We start from the raw sequence: 18760 nt of genomic DNA, 5'->3' as shown, positions 1-18760 counted from the left end.
TTTGTATAATGCAGCGACTAAATTTCCCTAGCTACACTTTCAGGGTCAAAAATAGCGAAAATAGAACCTTAATTTTTGACGAAATACGTAAAAAATTTGTGGTCCTTACTCCAGAGGAATGGGTACGACAACATGTGCTACAATTTCTTATTCAAGAAAAGAACTATCCTATTAGCCATATTAACGTTGAAAAGCAGATTACACTTAACGGTTTAAAGAAAAGATATGACATCGTTGTCTTTGAACCTAATGGACAACTTAGCATACTCGTAGAGTGCAAAGCACCGGAAATTAAAATATCCCAAACAACATTTGATCAAATAGCACAGTATAATTTTAAATTGAATGCAACTTACTTAATGGTCACTAATGGACTATCTCATTTTTATTGTCAAACAGACTTAATTGCGGAAAAATATGAATTTATGCAAGAGATTCCTGATTTTAGCCGTTAATTTGCGATCGTTTTGAAGATAGCTGTAGTCATATTAAATTGGAATGGTGAAGTGCTTTTAGAAAGGTACCTACCTTCTGTTATCAATTATTCTCCTGATGCAGATATATACGTGGCAGATAATGCTTCCAAAGACGAGTCCGTAACATTTGTCACTACCAATTATCCAACAGTCAAGATTATTCAGAATTCAGAAAATGGTGGTTTCACCAAAGGTTATAATGATGCATTGAAACATGTTGATGCAGATATATTCTGTTTACTGAATTCAGATGTTGAAGTAACAGAGAACTGGTTAGCTCCTATTGAAAAAGCCTTTGTGAACATTCCTGACGCAGCCATTATTCAACCCAAAATTTTAGATTTACTTAAAAAAGATCATTTTGAATATGCCGGTGCTGCTGGTGGCTTCATTGATCAATTAGGATATCCATTTTGTAGAGGTCGAGTTTTTCAAACCTTAGAAAAAGACAATGGTCAATATAATGACATAAAAGAAATATTTTGGGCAACAGGTGCCTGTATGTTTATAAAGAAAAATGTATTCCATGAACTTAATGGTTTTGATGAGGACTATTTTGCACACCAAGAAGAGGTAGACTTATGCTGGCGTGCTAAAAACCATGGGTATAAAATCTATTATGTAGGTACATCAAGTGTTTACCATTTGGGTGGTTCTACTTTGAGTAACATGAATCCTAAAAAAACATATCTAAATTTTAGAAATACTTTATTTTCCATCACAAAAAATCTTCCTCGAAGAAAAGCGTTTATAATTATTTTTCTTAGATTATTGCTAGATGGTATTGCGGCAATGCGATTTCTTTTTCAGTTAAGATTTAAACACTTTTTTGCTATTTTTAGGGCACATTTAAGTTTTTATAGACAATTTAGAAAAATGTATAAAAAGAGAGAAAAAACGCAATTTCTCAGAAAATACTATGTTACGAAGTCCATTGTATGGTCTTACTTCGTACATAGAATAAGCAATTTTAACATTTTAGTAAAAGATTAACTAACATGGTATATAAGTAACTTCCTAATTACATAATTTTGGAGTCGCTTAGATGCGAAAATTGAAGTAAACCACTAAATTATAATTGAATAGAATTATGAAAAAAGTATTATTAGGATGTCTTGGAGTAACGCTATTACTTTCTTCTTGTGTTTCATCAAAGAAGTATGCAGATCTTGAAGCAAAACACAAAAATGCACAAGATTTATTGAACTCTGCAACGGTAAAGTTAAATGATTGTTTAGAAGAAAAAGCAACTGCTTCATCTAGATTACAAACTTTAGAAGATCAAAACTCATTCTTAAAGGCAAACAACCAAGAGTTGATTAACAACATGGGGAACTTGACAACTTTGACTACCAAAGGTGCTGAGAACTTAGAAAAATCATTAGAAAGCCTACAAGAAAAAGATTTAACTATTCGTAAGTTAAATGATGCTATTACACGTAGAGATTCTGTAAACCTTTCTTTGGTACAGAGCTTAAAAGGTGTTTTAGGAAATATGGATGATGAGGATATTGAAATCAGCGTTGAAAAAGGTGTTGTTTTCGTTTCTATTTCGGATAAATTATTATTTAGCAGCGGTAGCTACAATGTTACTAGTAGAGCAAAAGAAGTTCTTGGTAAAGTTGCTAAAGTTGTAAATAATAAGCCTGATTTTGAATTCATGGTAGAAGGTCATACTGACAACGTACCTTATAGAGGTAACGGTTCTTTATTAGATAACTGGGATTTAAGTGTTAAACGTGCTACTGCTGTAGTTCGTATTTTACAAAATGATTTCAATGTTGACCCTAAGAGAATGACTGCTGCTGGTAGATCTGAGTACATACCAGTTTCTACAACTGAAAAATCTAAAAACAGAAGAACTCGTATCGTTGTTCTTCCTAAAATTGATCAGTTCTATAGTATGATTGAAGAAGGAATGAAAGATCCTGCTATCAATAAATAATATCTGATTAGTATATAAAATTAAAGCGGCTCAATTGAGCCGCTTTTTTTATGCTTTATTTTCAGGGAAGTATAAAGAATAATTAGATAATATCTAAACTTCCTTTACCCTCTCTAATAACTTCTGGGCTTCCTGTAGAAACATCTATAATCGTAGAACCTACATTACCTCCATAACCGCCATCAATTACAATATCCACAAGGTTATCCCATTTCTCATATATTAATTCTGGGTCTGTAGTATATTCCAATACATCATCATCATCATGAATAGAAGTAGAAACAATAGGGTTACCCAACTCTTCTACCAGCGCTTTAACTATACTATTATCTGGCACACGAATACCAACAGTTTTTTTCTTTTTAAATTCCTTCGGCAAATTATTATTACCAGGTAAAATAAACGTGTAAGGACCAGGTAAGGCTCTTTTTAAAATTTTAAAGGTTGCCGTGTCTATTTGCCGAACATAGTCTGATAGGTTACTTAAATCGGTACAGATAAAAGACCAATTGGCTTTTGCCAGTTTAATACCTTTTATACGCGCAATTTTCTCAAGTGCTTTGGTATTTGTTATATCACAGCCCAAACCATAAACCGTATCGGTAGGATAAATAACCAAGCCACCTTTACGCAATACTTCCACTACCCTTTTAATTTCTTTAGGGTTAGGGTTCTCTTCGTAAATTCTTATAAACTCGGCCATAGTATTTTGGTTTAATTAAACCTTATATAAATATACCAATTCTATCCTAACACTTCCAATTTAGCAAAGCGCAGTAATAGTTTTTTAATATCTCCTTTATCGAACATGATTTCGGCTTTTCTATCATTGCCGGCACCTTCTATTTTTACAACTTTTCCTCGACCAAATCGAGTATGATTAATAAGAGAGCCTTCTTTTAAATTAGGGTCAATTGTATTTGTATTTCCAACTGGCTCTGATAATTGCGGTTTTATTTTGCGCAATTTTTTAAGCTGATTAGAATTTGGTTGCCCAACAATAGGTGGTGGTGTTCCCCTAACTGGTTTCTGTTGACGCAATCTACTCTTATCTACTTCTCCAAAAATATCAGCATTTATAAGCGACTTATAGCGATAACCACCATCAACAGGAGTTAAATTCTCTACATACTTCTCATCTATTTCTTCTAAGAATCTGCTAGGCTCGGCATCTATCAACTTACCCCATCTATATCGATTTTGAGTATAGGTTAAATAAGCTTGTTTTTCTGCTCTTGTTAGCGCAACATAAAACAGTCTTCGTTCCTCTTCCAACTCACTACGTGTACTCATACTCATTCCAGATGGAAATAGGTCTTCCTCCATTCCAACAATATACACGTATGGAAACTCCAGCCCTTTTGCCAAGTGTATGGTCATCAACGCTACCCTATCATCATCACCCGTATCATTATCCAAATCAGTAGCTAAAGCAACATCTTCTAAAAATTCACCAATATTACCGGTTGCCCCATCAATTTCTCTCTGGCCTTCAACAAAATCTTTAATACCATTTAAAAGTTCTTCAATGTTCTCCATTTTACCGATTCCCTCGGGAGTACCATCTTTTTTGAACTCTAGCAGAATACCCGTCTTTTTGGCAACATGTTCAGATAAGGCAAAAGCATCAGTAGTTTCATTCATAACCTGAAAGCTCTTGATCATGGCTACAAAGTCTGTCAACTTTCGCTTTGTTCCTGCATTAATCTTTAAATCGATTCGGTCGATATTCTCCATTACCTCAAAAATGGAGCGATTATAATGATTGGCTGCCACAATTAACCTATCTAGCGTAGTACCGCCAATTCCCCTTGCAGGAAAATTAATTACTCTTTTTAAGGCCTCTTCATCTTTTTGATTTATAACCAATCTTAGATAAGAGAGTACATCCTTAATCTCTTTTCGTTGATAGAAAGATAATCCGCCATAAATTCTATAAGGTATATCTCTTTTACGTAAAGCATCTTCAATAGCCCTAGATTGTGAATTGGTTCTATACAACACAGCAAATTGACCATTGCTCATTTGTTGTTGCATTCTATGCTCCCATATAGAATTGGCTACAAATCTACCTTCTTCAGCATCTGTAGTACTTCTATGAATCTTTATAGCAGCACCATCATCATTATCAGTCCAAACAACTTTTTCTATTTGGTTTTGATTCTTTCCTATAACGGAATTCGCAGCATTTACAATGTTTCTTGTAGAGCGATAATTCTGCTCTAAACGATACATCCCAACGTTATCGTAATCTTTTTGAAAGTTCAAAATGTTACTAATATTTGCCCCTCTAAAAGAGTAAATACTCTGTGCATCATCACCTACCACACATATATTTTGAAAACGGTCTGCTAATGCCTTTACTATCAAATACTGAGAATGGTTGGTATCTTGGTACTCATCAACCAAAATATATCTAAACCTATCTTGGTACTTCATCAATACATCTGGGAAACGAGTTAACAACTCATTTGTACGTAATAACAAATCATCAAAATCCATAGCACCTGCCTTAAAGCAGCGATCTACATAATTTTCATAAATATCTCCAGTTCTTGGTTTTTTGGCCATTGCATCCTGCTCAACCAAATCTGGATCATTACGATAGGCCTTAACTGTAATTAGGCTATTCTTAAATGAAGATATTCTATTTTGAATCTGTTTGTATTTATAGATATCCTTATCAAGTCCCATTTCCTTAATAATGGATGCGAGCAAACGTTGAGAATCTTGTGTATCGTAAATGGTGAAATTGGCTGGGTACCCCAGTTTATCACCATCTATACGTAATAATTTGGCAAAAACGGAGTGAAAAGTACCCATCCACAGGTTTTTTGCTTCGCTAGCACCTACAATAGTTGCAATACGCGCTTTCATTTCACGTGCGGCCTTGTTTGTAAATGTAAGAGACAAAATATTAAAAGAGTCAACACCTTGTGCCATTAGGTGTGCAATTCTATAGGTTAATACACGTGTTTTACCCGATCCTGCCCCAGCAATTACCATTAAAGGTCCGTCTTTATGTAAAACCGGAGCTTTTTGGGCCTCGTTCAATTCATCTATAAATGAGCTCAAATTTTCTTTTTTTTAGTGGCGTGAATTTAGCCATTATTGAGGGATACTAAAAGTGAACTCTTTTAGATTTATAAACAATAGATGGTATTTCTTTTCATTTTGAATATATTTAAACTTTAATTCCGCAGGGTACCTTTACTAGTTGATTCATTTTAGGCTTAATGACCAACTTTAAAATAGAGAACATTTTAATATTAAATACTGATTATGAGAAAACTAGGTTTATTGGCCCTCGTTCTTTTCGGATTTTCCGTTCAGGCACAAGGACCAAATCTTGAAAAAGACTACAAGGCTATAGAAAGTAAGGTAGTTGATTGGAGACGAGAAATTCATCAAAATCCAGAATTAGGAAATCGTGAATTTAAAACGGCGGAAAAAATCGCCAAACATTTAAAATCATTGGGTATCGAAGTACAAACCGGTGTTGCACATACTGGTGTTGTAGGTATCCTTAAAGGAGATTTACCTGGAAAAGTGGTTGCATTAAGGGCTGATATTGATGCCCTTCCTGTAACAGAAAGAAATGATTTGCCTTACAAATCTAATGTCACTACAGAATTTATGGGTGAAAAAGTAGGTGTTATGCATGCCTGTGGTCATGATACGCACACTGCTATTTTAATGGGCGTTGCAGAAGTAATGTCTAAAAACAAGAATAAAATAAAAGGAACTGTTAAGTTTATCTTTCAACCAGCAGAAGAAGGACCACCGCAAGGAGAAGAAGGTGGTGCTCTTTTAATGGTAAAAGAAGGGGTTATGAATAGTCCAAAAGTAGATGCTATATTTGGATTGCATATTAACTCTCAAACACCAGTTGGAACTATTCGTTATAAACCCGGCGGTACTATGGCTGCTGCTCAGCAATTTGTAATTAACGTAAAAGGAAAGCAATCTCATGGTTCACAACCATGGTCTGGTGTTGATCCAATATTAATTAGCGCAAAAATTATTGATGGTCTACAAACTATAATCAGTAGAGAAACCGATCTTACCAACGAAGCGGCAGTAATAACCGTAGGTAAAATTAAGAGTGGTGTACGTTTTAATATCATACCTGAATCTGCAGAGATGATTGGTACTATCAGAACTTTGGATTATGACATGAAAGACAAGCTTAACAAACGTATGGTTGAAATGGTAAGTGATATTGCCAAGGCTTACGGTGGTGAAGCTACATGCGTAATAACAGATGCTACAGACATTACTTATAACAACCCAGAATTGGTAGAACAAATGCTACCTACTATGAAAAGAGTTGCTGGTGAAAATAATGTACTATTTCAAAAGGCAGTAACAGGTGCTGAAGATTTCTCATACTTTCAACGTGAAGCTCCAGGTTTTTTCTTTTTCTTAGGAGGAATGACACCTGGAACTACAGAATCTTACCCACACCATACTCCTGACTTTTTAATTGATGATAGTGGTTTGCTTTTAGGAGTGCGCACACTTACGGAAATGAGTATAGATTATTTAAACAGTGACGAAACTCCACTTTTAGATATTAAACCAAAAGGATAATTTTGATGAATGATTTCTTTGATAATATTCCAAGTCCGCCATGGTGGACTTGGATTTTTTTGTTTCTTTTCTTAGTTGCTATCTGGGATATTTTTATTCAAAAAAGGCATACCATTAAGCATAACTTCCCTGTGGTTGGTCACTTACGCTATTGGCTAGAAAGCATTGGACCAGAAATGCGTCAATATTTTGTTGCCAATAATAGAGAAGAACTACCCTTTAATAGAATAGAGCGAGGATGGATCTATGCTTCTGCTAAAAAAGAAAATAATTACGAAGGTTTTGGTTCTGACCGAGATTTATATGCGCACCAGCATATATTTATTAAAAATAGAATGATGGGTTTTGAAGTTCCATCAGGACACCCTAATGCAGCGGAACCAACCTTCATTCCTTGTGCAAAAGTTATGGGCCAACACAACAATCGCAGAAAACCTTTTAGACCAGCAAGTGTCGTAAATGTTTCTGCTATGAGTTTTGGTTCCTTATCAGCTGCAGCTGTTGAAGCTATGAACAAGGGAGTTAAAAAAGCTGGAGCATATCACAATACTGGTGAGGGCGGACTATCTCCTTACCATAAACATGGCGGCGATATCGTTTTTCATTTTGGTACCGGTTATTTTGGTGTAAGAACCGAAGACGGTAACTTCTCTATGGAGAAAATGAAAAAACTAGTAGAAAACAATCCGTGTATAAAAGCAATTGAAATTAAATTATCTCAAGGAGCCAAACCTGGTAAAGGTGGTGTTTTACCTGGAGCAAAAATTACTCCAGAGCTTGCAGAAATTAGAGGTGTTGAAGTTGGTAAAGATGTACTCTCACCTGCTACCCACAAAGCATTTTCTAATGTTACAGAGTTAATGGCACTTATAGAAGACATTGCCAATGAAACAGGCTTGCCTGTAGGTATTAAAGGAGCCATTGGAAAATTAGATCAGTGGGAAGAATTGGCAGATATCATGTTAGCCACCGGAAAAGGACCAGATTTCATTACCGTAGATGGAGGTGAAGGTGGTACTGGTGCCGCTCCTCCATCATTTGCCGATCATGTATCATTACCATGGGTTTATGGTTTTTCTAGTCTTTACAGAGTTTTCTTAAATAGAAATCTTACAGACCGTATCGTTTTTATTGGTTCTGGTAAACTAGGCTTCCCAGCAAAAGCAGCAATGGCATTTGCAATGGGAGTTGATTGTATAAATGTTGCTAGAGAAGCTATGATGAGTATTGGTTGCATCCAAGCGCAAGTCTGTCACACTAATACATGCCCAACTGGAATTGCAACGCAAAGTAAATGGTTGCAAAACGGTATAAATATTCCATTAAAATCTGATAGATTAGCGCAATATTTCAACACTTTCAGAAAAGAATTTTTAGAAATTACGCATGCTGCCGGATATGAACACCCAAGTCAATTTACAATGGATGATGTTCAAGTAAACGTTGATGATAACGACTTAAATAAAAGTTTGGCTTCTACATATGGGTACAATAAAGCAAAAGTACCTTTTACAGGAGTTCAAGATTTAAAAGACTGTTCGTACCTTGGCGGTAAAATTTAGATTAACCTATTTAATGCATATAACTATGATACGATTTTTTTTATGTTCAGCAATTTTCTTTGTTGGTTTAAGCAATGTACAGGCTCAGAAGAAAAGTGAACTTATAGAACAGAATCAAGATTTAAAATATAAACTAGATTCTATATCAAGAATGGTAAGCACTTCTCAACGAAATGAGAAATTGGCAAATCAGCGATCAGATGAATATCAATCTCAAGTAACAGAGCTACAAGACGCTAATGCTACATTGATGAAGAACCTAAATAGCTTCGCAGCATTGTCTAGTCAGAATTCCGAGAATATCAATAAAACGATGGATGCGCTAGAACGTAAAGAAAAACAACTGAAAGGGGTTACAGATGCTGTTGCTAGCAACGACTCTACTGCTGTAGTAATTTTGACCAATGCTAAACAAGTTTTAGGCGAAAATGCAAAAGTTGGTGTATCTGACGGTTCTGTAGTTATATCAGAGAAATTAGATTATTTTTTTACCGATGGTGTTGGAGTAAATCCTTCTAGTGAATCTAAAGGGTGGATTGAAAATGTAGCGAAGGTTGCAAACGCAAATCCTAAAAGTGTAATTACAATTGCTAGTTTAAATATTACCGGCGAAATGAACATTGCATTACAACAAGCCACTGCAATTGCCAGTATTCTTATAAAAGATTTTGGTGTAAATGGTGAACGAATTGTTGCAGTTGCACAAGATGGTGGCTTACGTGAATCGTTACAAATTAAGTTTCAACCAGATTATAAAGCTTTTTATGATATGGCCAAGGGAGATGTTAAAAATTAAATAAAGTGCATTTCATCGATAAAGCACTATACTAATTGAAAAATTTGGACGTTCTTATTTCATAATTAATAACTGATTAAAAAAATGAATTCCGACCAAATTTTTCAACTTTTCGCATATTTAATACCTTCAGTAGTTACGGGTGCTATTGCCTTCTATTTTTTTAGAATGCACACTAATAATGAAGAAGGGCGAAGACGCTTTCTTTTACACAAAGATTCTCAAAAAGACACCTTACCTGTTCGTTTACAAGCCTATGAAAGAATGGCATTGTTTTTAGAACGAATTGCAATACCCAGCTTAGTCGTTCGTGTTGCACCACAATCTAATGATAAAGGAGCTTACGAGAATTTATTGATTAAAAGTATTGAAACCGAATTTGACCATAATCTTTCGCAACAAATTTACATGACGGACGAATGTTGGAACATTATTAAAGCGGCAAAAAGCGCGACAATTCAAATGATCAGAAAAGCTGCCATGAGCAATACTGAGACAGCAGATAAATTACGAGAAGATATTTTAAATGAAACCATGGATAAAACTTCACCATCGGCCACTGCCCTATCTTTTGTTAAAAAGGAGATTGGTGACTTATGGTAGAAAATTTAACAGGTTACAACTTATTTAAATAAAAAAATGCTTTCAAATATGAAAGCATTTTTTGTATGCAGTAACATACGCTATTTTATAAGTTAAGACATATTACTCATTCTCATTTGGTTCTATTGGATTGGTTTCTTCATTTTTATTCTTGGCATATAAATACCCTCTTTTCCACCAAAGCGTCATTTTAGCCTTGTCGAATATCAAAGAATTAGTCGTTAATATTGTTGGTGTATAAAACAGGTTTATAATAGCATTCTTTTGATTGGCGACTAATTTCCCAATCCTGATATTTTGATATTCAATTCGATCCAAAATAAAACTCATCATAGTGGTAATCAGTTCAAATGGATTTCTTGATGCTACTCGGTTCAAATAATTGACCTCTGTATGTAAAACTACCACGTCTACTTCGGTAGCACCTCTTTTAATAGATTCCTCTATAGGTACAATACTACCTAAACCGCCATCAGCATATTCACAGCCATTTTTACGAACTAGACTCATAAAAGGTGTATAATTAGCTGATATCCAAATCCAATCGCAAAAATCTTGGTAGGTGCAATCTTTTATAGACTTATACTCAACTTGATTTAAAGATAAGTTAGATACGGTAATTATAACATCAGAATCTCCGTTCTTAAGGGTCTCAAATTCTTCAATCGTTAAACTATTTTCTATTAGCTTTCTGAGGTTTTCACTTTCACCGAAAGTCTTTTTTCCTACCAGAAAATTTCTAAGAACATTCCAATGATTTATGGAAATCTCTTCGTTGCCACGAATATTTTTCACAAGAAAAGGACAATTATTAAATATGCTTTTTTGATTAACATTAGAATAGATTTCTTTAATCTTATCTAATTTCCCCAAAGCCAAATGAGAAATTAAAAGACTTCCGGTAGAAGTACCAACAAAAATGTCATACTTTCTCCCCTCTTCTTGTATTAAGTATTGGGCAACACCACCTGCAAAGGCTCCTTTACTACCGCCACCAGAAATAACTAATGCTTTCATTTAAAATCTAATTTCGTTTTAAGATAACGTAAATCTGATGAATTTAGTTGTTTTGCTATCTTTTCAATTTCACTTTTCTGTTCTATATCTTCCAATAAAGAATCTAATAACTGCCTTGCATAATTTCTAAATTGCCAAGAATGATGATTACTGGCTTTTATTAAATTAACCAGCGCTTCATTATTCATTGCCTTTATTTCAAATAAGTATTGAAACGCTGTTTGCCTAACTTCTGGATTATAAATAGCACTCGTATAACCTACAAGCTCCTGATGATAATAAATATGTTCAGTAGGATTATAATCAGGAGTAAACAATGCCAAGGTAAGCCACAACAGGCGTACATTCTTATTGGGCAGCCCTATAATATCTTTCGTTTTTTCTAAGAAACTACTTCTATCATAATCAAAACTACTCCACAAATTATAAAGCATTATTTCATTAGTGATATAACTATCATCTAATAATAATGGCTCGACAAATTCTTTTGAAATCTCTGGAATCTCGCTTATTTTCTGAGCAGCATATTGTCGTATTCTTATATCATCACTTACAATTAAGGAAGAAAGTTCCAATTCAGGGATATCGCCTTTTAATTTAAATAATTCTAACTTCAACCGGGTAGTAAGTTCTGAATCTTTTAAAATTTCAGAAGAAACAAAAGAACTAGCATCATCGTGTTTTAAATCATAGAACATTCTAATTGAAGAGTTATTTTTCTTCAAAAATTCTTTAGCAGTCTCTTTAGGAAAATCCATCCCCTTCAACCAATCCTCCTCAAATTCATTCAAATCCTTCCCACTCACCTCTTCCATTTCACAAATAAAATCAGTAACAGTCACATTTTGATACTGATATTTATCTAAGTATGTTTTTATTCCCTCTTTAAATGCGGAGTCTCCTATTTTTTCTCTCAATACCGCTAAAGCCCAAGCCCCTTTTTCGTAAAAGGTAAGACTACTAGCCTTAGGGTTCAGCAAACTCTCCCCTTCTCCCTTTTCTGAAATATCATTTAATACTTTTGCCGTATCAAATAACTTCCAATAAAAATAATCGTCACCAAAAACTTCCTTTTCAGCCAAATAGGCATAATATGTAGCAAAACCCTCATGTAACCAATGGTGCTCGCTATTCTTTTCCGTGACCAAATTACCGAACCATTGATGCGCCAATTCATGCGCATTAATGTTTACATAATTTCTATCTATAAACGAAGTAGAATCAATAACATAAGCATCAGAGAAAATAGTAGCACTCGTATTTTCCATACCGGCATATAAAAAATCATGTACAGGAACCTGCTTATAATCTTGCCAAGGATACGCTACGCCAATTTCATTTTCTAAAAAATCAAATATCTTTTTAGTGTATCTATACGTAGGTTCAACTTTTAAACTATCATTAGGGTAAAAGTAATTTTCAATTGTTACACCGCTTTCAGATTTCAAAACTTGTTTATTGTAATTGCCTATGGCGAACGCCAACAAATAACTACTCATTGGTTTTTTCATATCGAATAACCAAATAGCATCTTCCTCATCATTATCAGTTTTTAGAAGTAGGTGACCATTCGCAATTACTTGATATTTTTTACCGGCTTCAATTGTAAGATCAAATTCTACCTTTTCTTCCATGTCATCAAAACTAGGAAGCCAATGGCTGGTGTATTTTCCTTGACCTTGCGTCCATATTTGTTCATTGCCTTCCACATCATCATCCCAACCAATAAAATAGACCGTTTGTTTAGGCTTGGCTATATATTCTATAATCAGTTTATGAGATTCGCCCTCTTTAAATTTATATTCAATAGAAATTGTCTTTTCTGTAGCAGTAAAACCTATCTTTTTCCCATCAAGTTCTACTTTTGAAAAATCCATATTCTTTGCATCAAAAAATACGGAATCAACATTTTGTAACACATTAAAACGATAAATCACTCCGCCTTGAATCTTTTTCTCTTTAGGTAATGGACCTAAGTAAACCTTCGCTTTTATAAAATCTACTTTATCTTGATGTTGACCATAAGAACTGAAACAAAAACAAAGAATAAAGGCTAGAACTATTTTTTTCATGCAAATTAATAAGCTAGTAGAAAATCAAATTTAATACTTTAGTTTGTCCCAATTCTACCTATAGCCTATTTTAGTACCATGAACGCAAATTACTTGCAAACTCCTGTGGTATACTTAAAAGGTGTTGGTCCAAACCGGGCTGAAACCTTAAAGTCGGAATTAGGAATTGAAACCTATCAAGATTTGCTAAATCTTTTCCCAAATCGATATATAGATAAAACCCAATATTATAAAATAAGTCAATTACAGCGCAGCAGTGCCGATGTTCAAATAATTGGTAAAGTTGTTCATATAAAAACTGTAGAACAAAAAAAAGGCTCGCGCTTAGTTGCTCGTTTTAAAGATGATACAGGCGAAATTGAGCTAGTTTGGTTTCGTGGTCAAAAGTGGTTACGAGAAAATCTTAAACTAAACGAACCTTATGTAATTTTCGGAAAATGCAATTGGTACAACGGCACTTTTTCAATGCCACACCCAGAAATGGAACCTTTAAAAGAACATGAGCAAGGAACCAAGGTATATATGCAACCAGTATACCCGTCTACAGAAAAGCTAAGTAACAAAGGTGTTACGAATAAGGTCATCAGTAAAATGATGCAACAACTTTTTATGGATGTTAACGGTAAGTTTTCTGAAAGCCTATCAGATAAACTACTATATGACCTTAAGCTCATAAGTAAGAGTGAAGCAATGTTCAATATTCATTTTCCTAAAAGTCAGGAATTATTGGCAAAAGCGCAATGGCGGTTAAAGTTTGAAGAACTCTTCTATATACAACTTCAGCTCATTGGCAAAAATGTTTCCCGAAAGAAAAAGATTAAAGGATTTCCTTTCAATGAAGTTGGTGAATATTTTAAAGATTTTTATTCTAATAAATTGCCGTTTGAGCTTACTGGAGCACAAAAACGAGTAATAAAAGAAATTAGAGCCGACCTTGGCAGTAATGCACAAATGAACCGTCTTCTACAAGGTGATGTCGGTTCGGGCAAAACTATTGTTGCAGTAATGACGATGTTGTTAGCGATAGATAACGGATTTCAAGCCTGCCTAATGGCACCTACAGAAATTCTAGCTAATCAGCATTTTCAAGGCATATCTGAACTTTTAGAAGGTACAGAAATTACCTGTGCCCTGTTAACAGGTTCAGTAAAAAAATCGGCACGAAAACCAATTCATGAGCAATTAAAAAGCGGAGAATTAAATATTCTTATTGGCACCCACGCCCTTTTAGAAGATAAAGTAAAATACAAGAATTTAGGAATAGCCATTATTGATGAGCAGCACCGTTTTGGAGTTGCCCAACGTTCTAAATTATGGCACAAAAATGAGTTTCCACCTCACATATTGGTAATGACGGCTACGCCAATACCTAGAACACTGGCCATGAGTTTATATGGTGATTTAGATATTTCGGTAATAGATGAATTGCCACCTGGTCGTAAACCCATTAAAACAGTTCACCGTTATGATGCCAATAGATTAAAGGTTTTTCGCTTTATACGTGATGAGATTGAAAAAGGGAGACAGATATATGTTGTATATCCTTTGATTCAAGAGTCTGAAGCTATGGACTATAAAGACTTAATGGATGGCTATGAGAGCATTGCTCGTGATTTCCCTCAACCAAAATATCAAATTTCTATTGTGCACGGTCAAATGAAACCAGCGGACAAAGAATTTGAAATGAACAGATTCGTTCGTGGAGAAACACAAATAATGGTCGCCACCACAGTTATTGAAGTTGGTGTTAATGTACCAAATGCATCAGTTATGATTATTGAAAGTGCTGAACGTTTCGGTCTTTCTCAATTACATCAGTTACGTGGACGCGTTGGGCGTGGAGCAGATCAAAGTTTTTGTATCCTTATGACAAGTCATAAATTATCCTCCGAAGCTAAAACTAGATTAGAAACTATGGTAGCTACAAATGACGGATTTGAAATTGCAGAAGTTGATCTAAAACTTCGCGGACCAGGAGATATTATGGGCACACAACAAAGCGGACTATTAAATTTAAAAATAGCAGATATTGTTAAAGATAACGACATCTTAAAATCGGCTCGCTACCACACATTACAATTGCTTAAAGAAGACCCTTCAATAAGTAAACCAGAGAATCTAATTATTAGACATATGTATGCCCAGTTGGTAAAGCATAAGAATATTTGGACTTATATTAGTTGATAATTTGAATGGGCAAAATAGGAATCTTTTGTTTATTTAAAATGTTACCTGCAAAATCAACTGTAAACACACCTTGTGATTTGAATTCTGCACCCAATTGATTCTCTACTCCTACAATAATTGTTTCAGTTTTAGCATCAACACTAAAGCATTTTATAAAGGGTCTCCAAGGTCCAATTTCATCATCTTCAAATTGAGTTGGCTCCTCACTAAACTGAATAATGGTAACTTGACCAGTTTTTAAATCTAAAACGACTGGAAGCGCTAGCTCTGCACTTGGGGCAGCAGGAGTAAAATATGAAATTACTTTATTGTTAACAACTATCTGATCATACCTTTGATTGGTAAATCCTAGGTCTAAATAATTTGATTCTCCAGGTATACTTAATTCTTCAAAAGAGTTAGAATTCAAATTATATTTATAATTAAAATCTTGCCCGAAAAGATAACAATCTTTTGAGCTGTCTATTATTAAATTGTACCTGTCAGATTTAAGGTTAGAACTGTTTTCATTAATTTGTAAACTATCAAGATTAATTGACACTAATGAAACCTTACCTTCATTGATAAAAAAATCTGGAAGTCTTAAAAAGTAAACAATGTTCCCAATTAATTCAACCTGAAATTTTCCATACTCAGCTGATAAAAATCTACCAACATTGATTTCAGATTCTTGGTTAGTTTCAAAGTTTATGATTTTCAATTTATAGTCTATTGAATCATCGTTGCTATCATAGGTAGAATCATCTCTATATAGAAAATAAAATGAACGTTCATAATGCCAATAAGACCATTCATTAGTTGGTATATGAGGCATATTTATTTTTAAAATTTGATTGTTTTCAAAATCTTTATAGTGAAAAGAGTTATCAACATTAAATTTATTCTCCCTTAAGGTTATACCATACTCATTAGCAAAATAATCTCTATAGTCTAAAATATTTATGCCAGTCTCAGAAATTAAATTAGAGTAGCTATCTGGGTCATAATCATTATCATAATTCTCATATTCATATAATTCTTGGCTTTCTGCTCCTCCGTTTATATTTAAATCATAATATCTTCCAATAACTCTGTAACCTGAATCAGAACTTGAAGAATTATTTTCAAAATCATCTACACTATCCTTATCACAAGAAATAAATAAAATGGCAAATACTAGTAAAGTCAGTTTTTTCATGTCAGAAATTTAGCACTAAAAAAAGAAGTATGAAATATGTTAAAAAATACTTTAGATAAAAAGCCATTTTACCAGTATCATTGGTTTAACAATACCGCAAAATATCACAACTTTATCGTTGAACATCGTAATTTTCAAGTATGTTAATTTCCACGAGACCCTTGTTTTTAATAGATTTGTTGTACTTACATTAGAAAGAATATGAGCGCAACTAAAACATTATTTGACAAAGTGTGGGATTCCCACGTAGTACATAAAATACAAGATGGTCCAGATGTTCTGTTTATTGACAGACACATGGTACACGAAGTAACTAGTCCTGTTGCTTTTCTAGGTATTAAGAATAGAAATATTCCAGTAATGCACCCAGAGAAAACATTTGCAACAGCTGACCATAATACACCAACTATAAACCAACATTTACCAGTTGCTGACCCACTTTCGGCAAATCAATTGAGAATGTTAGAAGAGAATGCCAATGAATATGGTATTTCTTATTGGGGATTAGGTCATGCAAAAAACGGTATTGTACACGTTGTAGGTCCTGAATATGGTATTACCCAACCAGGTGCTACTATTGTTTGTGGAGATTCACATACATCTACACACGGTGCTTTTGGAGCAATTGCTTTTGGTATTGGAACATCTGAAGTTGAAATGGTATTGGCAACACAATGCATTATGCAGCCAAAGCCTAAGAGAATGCGTATTAATATCAACGGTAAAATGAGTAGAGGGGTAACACCAAAAGATGTTGCCTTATTTATCATTTCTCAATTAACTACTTCTGGCGCAACCGGATACTTTGTAGAATATGCCGGTGAGATTTTTAGAGACATGAGTATGGAGGGTCGTATGACTGTTTGTAACTTAAGTATAGAAATGGGTGCCCGTGGTGGTATGATAGCTCCTGACGAGAAAACATTTGAATACGTAAAAGATCGTGAGTTTACACCAAAAGGTGCAGATTGGGATAAGGCAATGGCATATTGGGAAACTTTATACACAGATGAAGATGCCATTTTCGATAAAGAATTAACTTTTGATGGTTCTCTTATTGAACCAATGATTACATATGGTACCAACCCAGGTATGGGTATGGGAATTTCAAATGATATTCCTATGGCGAATGCCGTACAAGGTGGCGCCACTACCTATCAGAAATCATTGAAATATATGGATTTCAATGAAGGGGATAGTATGATGGGAAAATCAATTGATTTTGTATTCCTTGGAAGTTGTACTAATGGTCGAATAGAAGATTTTAGAGCCTTTGCCTCTATCGTAAAAGGTAGAAAGAAGGCAGATAATGTTACCGCTTGGTTAGTACCTGGTTCACATAAAGTAGAATCGGCAATTAAGGAAGAAGGTATACTTGATATTTTAACTGAAGCCGGATTTGAATTACGTGAACCTGGTTGTTCTGCTTGTTTAGCAATGAACGATGATAAAGTTCCTGCCGGTAAATTAGCCGTAAGTACTTCCAATAGAAACTTTGAAGGAAGACAAGGTCCCGGTTCAAGAACTTTATTAGCAAGTCCGTTAGTTGCTGCTGCAGCTGCTGTAACTGGTAAAGTAACCGACCCAAGAGAATTAATGGTTGAGCTTGTATAACAAGTTTTCCCTTAGCTATAGGCCTTAGGCTTATAGCAAAACAATAATGATAATAATACAAGCTAATGGTTAAAAGCCAGAGGCGAAAAGCTATAAAAAATGGCATACGATAAATTCGACATATTAACTTCAACTGCGGTTCCTTTACCAATAGAGAACGTAGATACAGATCAAATAATTCCTGCACGATTTTTAAAAGCAACTGAGCGTGTTGGTTTTGGAGATAACTTATTTAGAGATTGGCGTTACAACCAAGACAATACCTTAAAAGAAGACTTTGTACTGAATCAAGATAAATTCAGTGGTAAGATTTTAGTAGGTGGTAAAAACTTTGGATCAGGATCTTCTCGTGAGCATGCTGCTTGGGCAGTTTATGATTACGGATTTAGATGTGTTGTATCTAGTTTCTTTGCTGATATTTTTAGAGGTAACTGTTTAAACATAGGTGTTTTGCCTGTACAAGTAAGCGCTGATTTTTTACAGAAAATTTTTGACGCTACAGAAGCTGACCCATCCACCGAATTAGAAATTAATCTACCTGAACAGAAGATTACTTTGCTATCAACAGGTGAAAGTGAATCTTTTGATATCAACGATTACAAGAAAAATAACATGCTAAACGGTTTTGATGATATCGATTATTTATTGAACATCAAAAAAGACATTGAGACTTTCGCTGAAAATACACCATTATAATCCAAGTTTTCATTTAACGTAA

At 34.4% G+C, this 18760-nt stretch carries 15 protein-coding genes; 10 read left to right on the top strand and 5 right to left on the bottom strand.

What is annotated here, in order from left to right; translation table 11 throughout:
• Positions 1 to 8: 8 nt before the first annotated feature.
• The 3 genes from P178_RS0113625 to P178_RS0113615 all read left to right on the top strand — a co-directional run bounded on the left by P178_RS0113625 (position 9) and on the right by P178_RS0113615 (position 2421).
• Complete coding sequence (locus P178_RS0113625) at positions 9 to 455, top strand: type I restriction enzyme HsdR N-terminal domain-containing protein (protein WP_027066732.1); 447 nt, start codon at positions 9 to 11, stop codon at positions 453 to 455.
• Between the two features lie 12 nt (positions 456 to 467).
• Entirely contained in the window at positions 468 to 1469 is a 1002-nt protein-coding gene (locus P178_RS0113620; RefSeq protein WP_027066731.1) for a glycosyltransferase family 2 protein, read from the top strand.
• Between the two features lie 97 nt (positions 1470 to 1566).
• Positions 1567 to 2421 carry an OmpA family protein gene (locus P178_RS0113615; protein ID WP_027066730.1) on the top strand — a complete coding sequence of 285 codons (855 nt, stop codon included), beginning with the start codon at positions 1567 to 1569 and terminating at the stop codon, positions 2419 to 2421.
• A gap of 82 nt (positions 2422 to 2503) precedes the next feature.
• Here P178_RS0113615 and P178_RS0113610 read toward each other — a convergent pair whose 3' ends face one another.
• Together P178_RS0113610 and P178_RS0113605 are read right to left on the bottom strand one after the other, a co-directional pair.
• On the bottom strand, positions 2504 to 3124 hold the full coding sequence (locus tag P178_RS0113610; protein WP_027066729.1) for an L-threonylcarbamoyladenylate synthase: 621 nt from the start codon (positions 3122 to 3124) through the stop codon (positions 2504 to 2506).
• A 41-nt stretch (positions 3125 to 3165) separates the two neighbouring features.
• Positions 3166 to 5427 carry an ATP-dependent helicase gene (locus P178_RS0113605; protein ID WP_410477212.1) on the bottom strand — a complete coding sequence of 754 codons (2262 nt, stop codon included), beginning with the start codon at positions 5425 to 5427 and terminating at the stop codon, positions 3166 to 3168.
• Between the two features lie 276 nt (positions 5428 to 5703).
• Between P178_RS0113605 and P178_RS0113600 the strand changes: the two genes are divergently transcribed.
• The 4 genes from P178_RS0113600 to P178_RS0113585 all read left to right on the top strand — a co-directional run bounded on the left by P178_RS0113600 (position 5704) and on the right by P178_RS0113585 (position 9975).
• Positions 5704 to 7014: an amidohydrolase gene (locus P178_RS0113600; RefSeq protein ID WP_027066727.1), complete on the top strand. Its 1311-nt coding sequence runs from the start codon at positions 5704 to 5706 to the stop codon at positions 7012 to 7014.
• Between the two features lie 5 nt (positions 7015 to 7019).
• Positions 7020 to 8576 (top strand): FMN-binding glutamate synthase family protein, encoded by a 1557-nt coding sequence (locus P178_RS0113595; protein WP_027066726.1) that lies wholly within the window; start codon positions 7020 to 7022, stop codon positions 8574 to 8576.
• A gap of 25 nt (positions 8577 to 8601) precedes the next feature.
• Entirely contained in the window at positions 8602 to 9372 is a 771-nt protein-coding gene (locus P178_RS0113590; protein ID WP_143099089.1) for a hypothetical protein, read from the top strand.
• Positions 9373 to 9456: 84 nt separating this feature from the next.
• Positions 9457 to 9975, top strand: coding sequence for a hypothetical protein (locus tag P178_RS0113585; RefSeq protein WP_027066724.1), 519 nt, complete (start codon positions 9457 to 9459; stop codon positions 9973 to 9975).
• 102 nt (positions 9976 to 10077) lie between these two features.
• Here the strand turns inward: P178_RS0113585 and P178_RS0113580 are convergent, their stop codons facing one another.
• Together P178_RS0113580 and P178_RS0113575 are read right to left on the bottom strand one after the other, a co-directional pair.
• Positions 10078 to 10992, bottom strand: coding sequence for a patatin family protein (locus P178_RS0113580; protein ID WP_027066723.1), 915 nt, complete (start codon positions 10990 to 10992; stop codon positions 10078 to 10080).
• On the bottom strand, positions 10989 to 13064 hold the full coding sequence (locus P178_RS0113575; RefSeq protein WP_027066722.1) for a M1 family metallopeptidase: 2076 nt from the start codon (positions 13062 to 13064) through the stop codon (positions 10989 to 10991). Before P178_RS0113575 ends, P178_RS0113580 begins: the two co-directional genes overlap by 4 nt.
• 78 nt (positions 13065 to 13142) lie before the next feature.
• On the opposite strand from P178_RS0113575, the gene recG reads away from it, so the two are divergent.
• A complete protein-coding gene (gene recG, locus P178_RS0113570; RefSeq protein WP_027066721.1) occupies positions 13143 to 15248 on the top strand; it encodes an ATP-dependent DNA helicase RecG in 2106 nt (701 codons plus the stop codon).
• Here the strand turns inward: recG and P178_RS0113565 are convergent.
• Entirely contained in the window at positions 15241 to 16428 is a 1188-nt protein-coding gene (locus P178_RS0113565) for a hypothetical protein (RefSeq protein WP_027066720.1), read from the bottom strand. The genes recG and P178_RS0113565 overlap by 8 nt on opposite strands.
• A 201-nt stretch (positions 16429 to 16629) precedes the next feature.
• On the opposite strand from P178_RS0113565, the gene leuC reads away from it, so the two are divergent.
• Both leuC and leuD read left to right on the top strand, forming a co-directional pair.
• Positions 16630 to 18042: a 3-isopropylmalate dehydratase large subunit gene (gene leuC / locus P178_RS0113560; RefSeq protein WP_027066719.1), complete on the top strand. Its 1413-nt coding sequence runs from the start codon at positions 16630 to 16632 to the stop codon at positions 18040 to 18042.
• Between the two features lie 99 nt (positions 18043 to 18141).
• On the top strand, positions 18142 to 18738 hold the full coding sequence (gene leuD / locus P178_RS0113555) for a 3-isopropylmalate dehydratase small subunit (protein ID WP_027066718.1): 597 nt from the start codon (positions 18142 to 18144) through the stop codon (positions 18736 to 18738).
• The last annotated feature ends 22 nt before the right edge of the window (positions 18739 to 18760 follow it).

The organism is Maribacter sp. Hel_I_7 (assembly GCF_000688315.1).
Taxonomy (GTDB): domain Bacteria; phylum Bacteroidota; class Bacteroidia; order Flavobacteriales; family Flavobacteriaceae; genus Maribacter; species Maribacter stanieri.
This window is presented reverse-complemented; position numbering and strand designations above follow the sequence as displayed.

Bases quoted from the DNA above. Each gene is read 5' to 3' on its own strand.
- P178_RS0113625 (WP_027066732.1), top strand. From the start codon at position 9: ATGCAGCGACTAAATTTCCCTAGCTACACTTTCAGGGTCAAAAATAGC.
- P178_RS0113615 (WP_027066730.1), top strand. From the start codon at position 1,567: ATGAAAAAAGTATTATTAGGATGTCTTGGAGTAACGCTATTACTTTCT.
- P178_RS0113610 (WP_027066729.1), bottom strand. From the start codon at position 3,124: ATGGCCGAGTTTATAAGAATTTACGAAGAGAACCCTAACCCTAAAGAA.
- P178_RS0113605 (WP_410477212.1), bottom strand. From the start codon at position 5,427: ATGGTAATTGCTGGGGCAGGATCGGGTAAAACACGTGTATTAACCTAT.
- P178_RS0113600 (WP_027066727.1), top strand. From the start codon at position 5,704: ATGAGAAAACTAGGTTTATTGGCCCTCGTTCTTTTCGGATTTTCCGTT.
- P178_RS0113595 (WP_027066726.1), top strand. From the start codon at position 7,020: ATGAATGATTTCTTTGATAATATTCCAAGTCCGCCATGGTGGACTTGG.
- P178_RS0113590 (WP_143099089.1), top strand. From the start codon at position 8,602: ATGATACGATTTTTTTTATGTTCAGCAATTTTCTTTGTTGGTTTAAGC.
- P178_RS0113585 (WP_027066724.1), top strand. From the start codon at position 9,457: ATGAATTCCGACCAAATTTTTCAACTTTTCGCATATTTAATACCTTCA.
- P178_RS0113580 (WP_027066723.1), bottom strand. From the start codon at position 10,992: ATGAAAGCATTAGTTATTTCTGGTGGCGGTAGTAAAGGAGCCTTTGCA.
- P178_RS0113575 (WP_027066722.1), bottom strand. From the start codon at position 13,064: ATGAAAAAAATAGTTCTAGCCTTTATTCTTTGTTTTTGTTTCAGTTCT.
- recG (WP_027066721.1), top strand. From the start codon at position 13,143: ATGAACGCAAATTACTTGCAAACTCCTGTGGTATACTTAAAAGGTGTT.
- P178_RS0113565 (WP_027066720.1), bottom strand. From the start codon at position 16,428: ATGAAAAAACTGACTTTACTAGTATTTGCCATTTTATTTATTTCTTGT.
- leuC (WP_027066719.1), top strand. From the start codon at position 16,630: ATGAGCGCAACTAAAACATTATTTGACAAAGTGTGGGATTCCCACGTA.
- leuD (WP_027066718.1), top strand. From the start codon at position 18,142: ATGGCATACGATAAATTCGACATATTAACTTCAACTGCGGTTCCTTTA.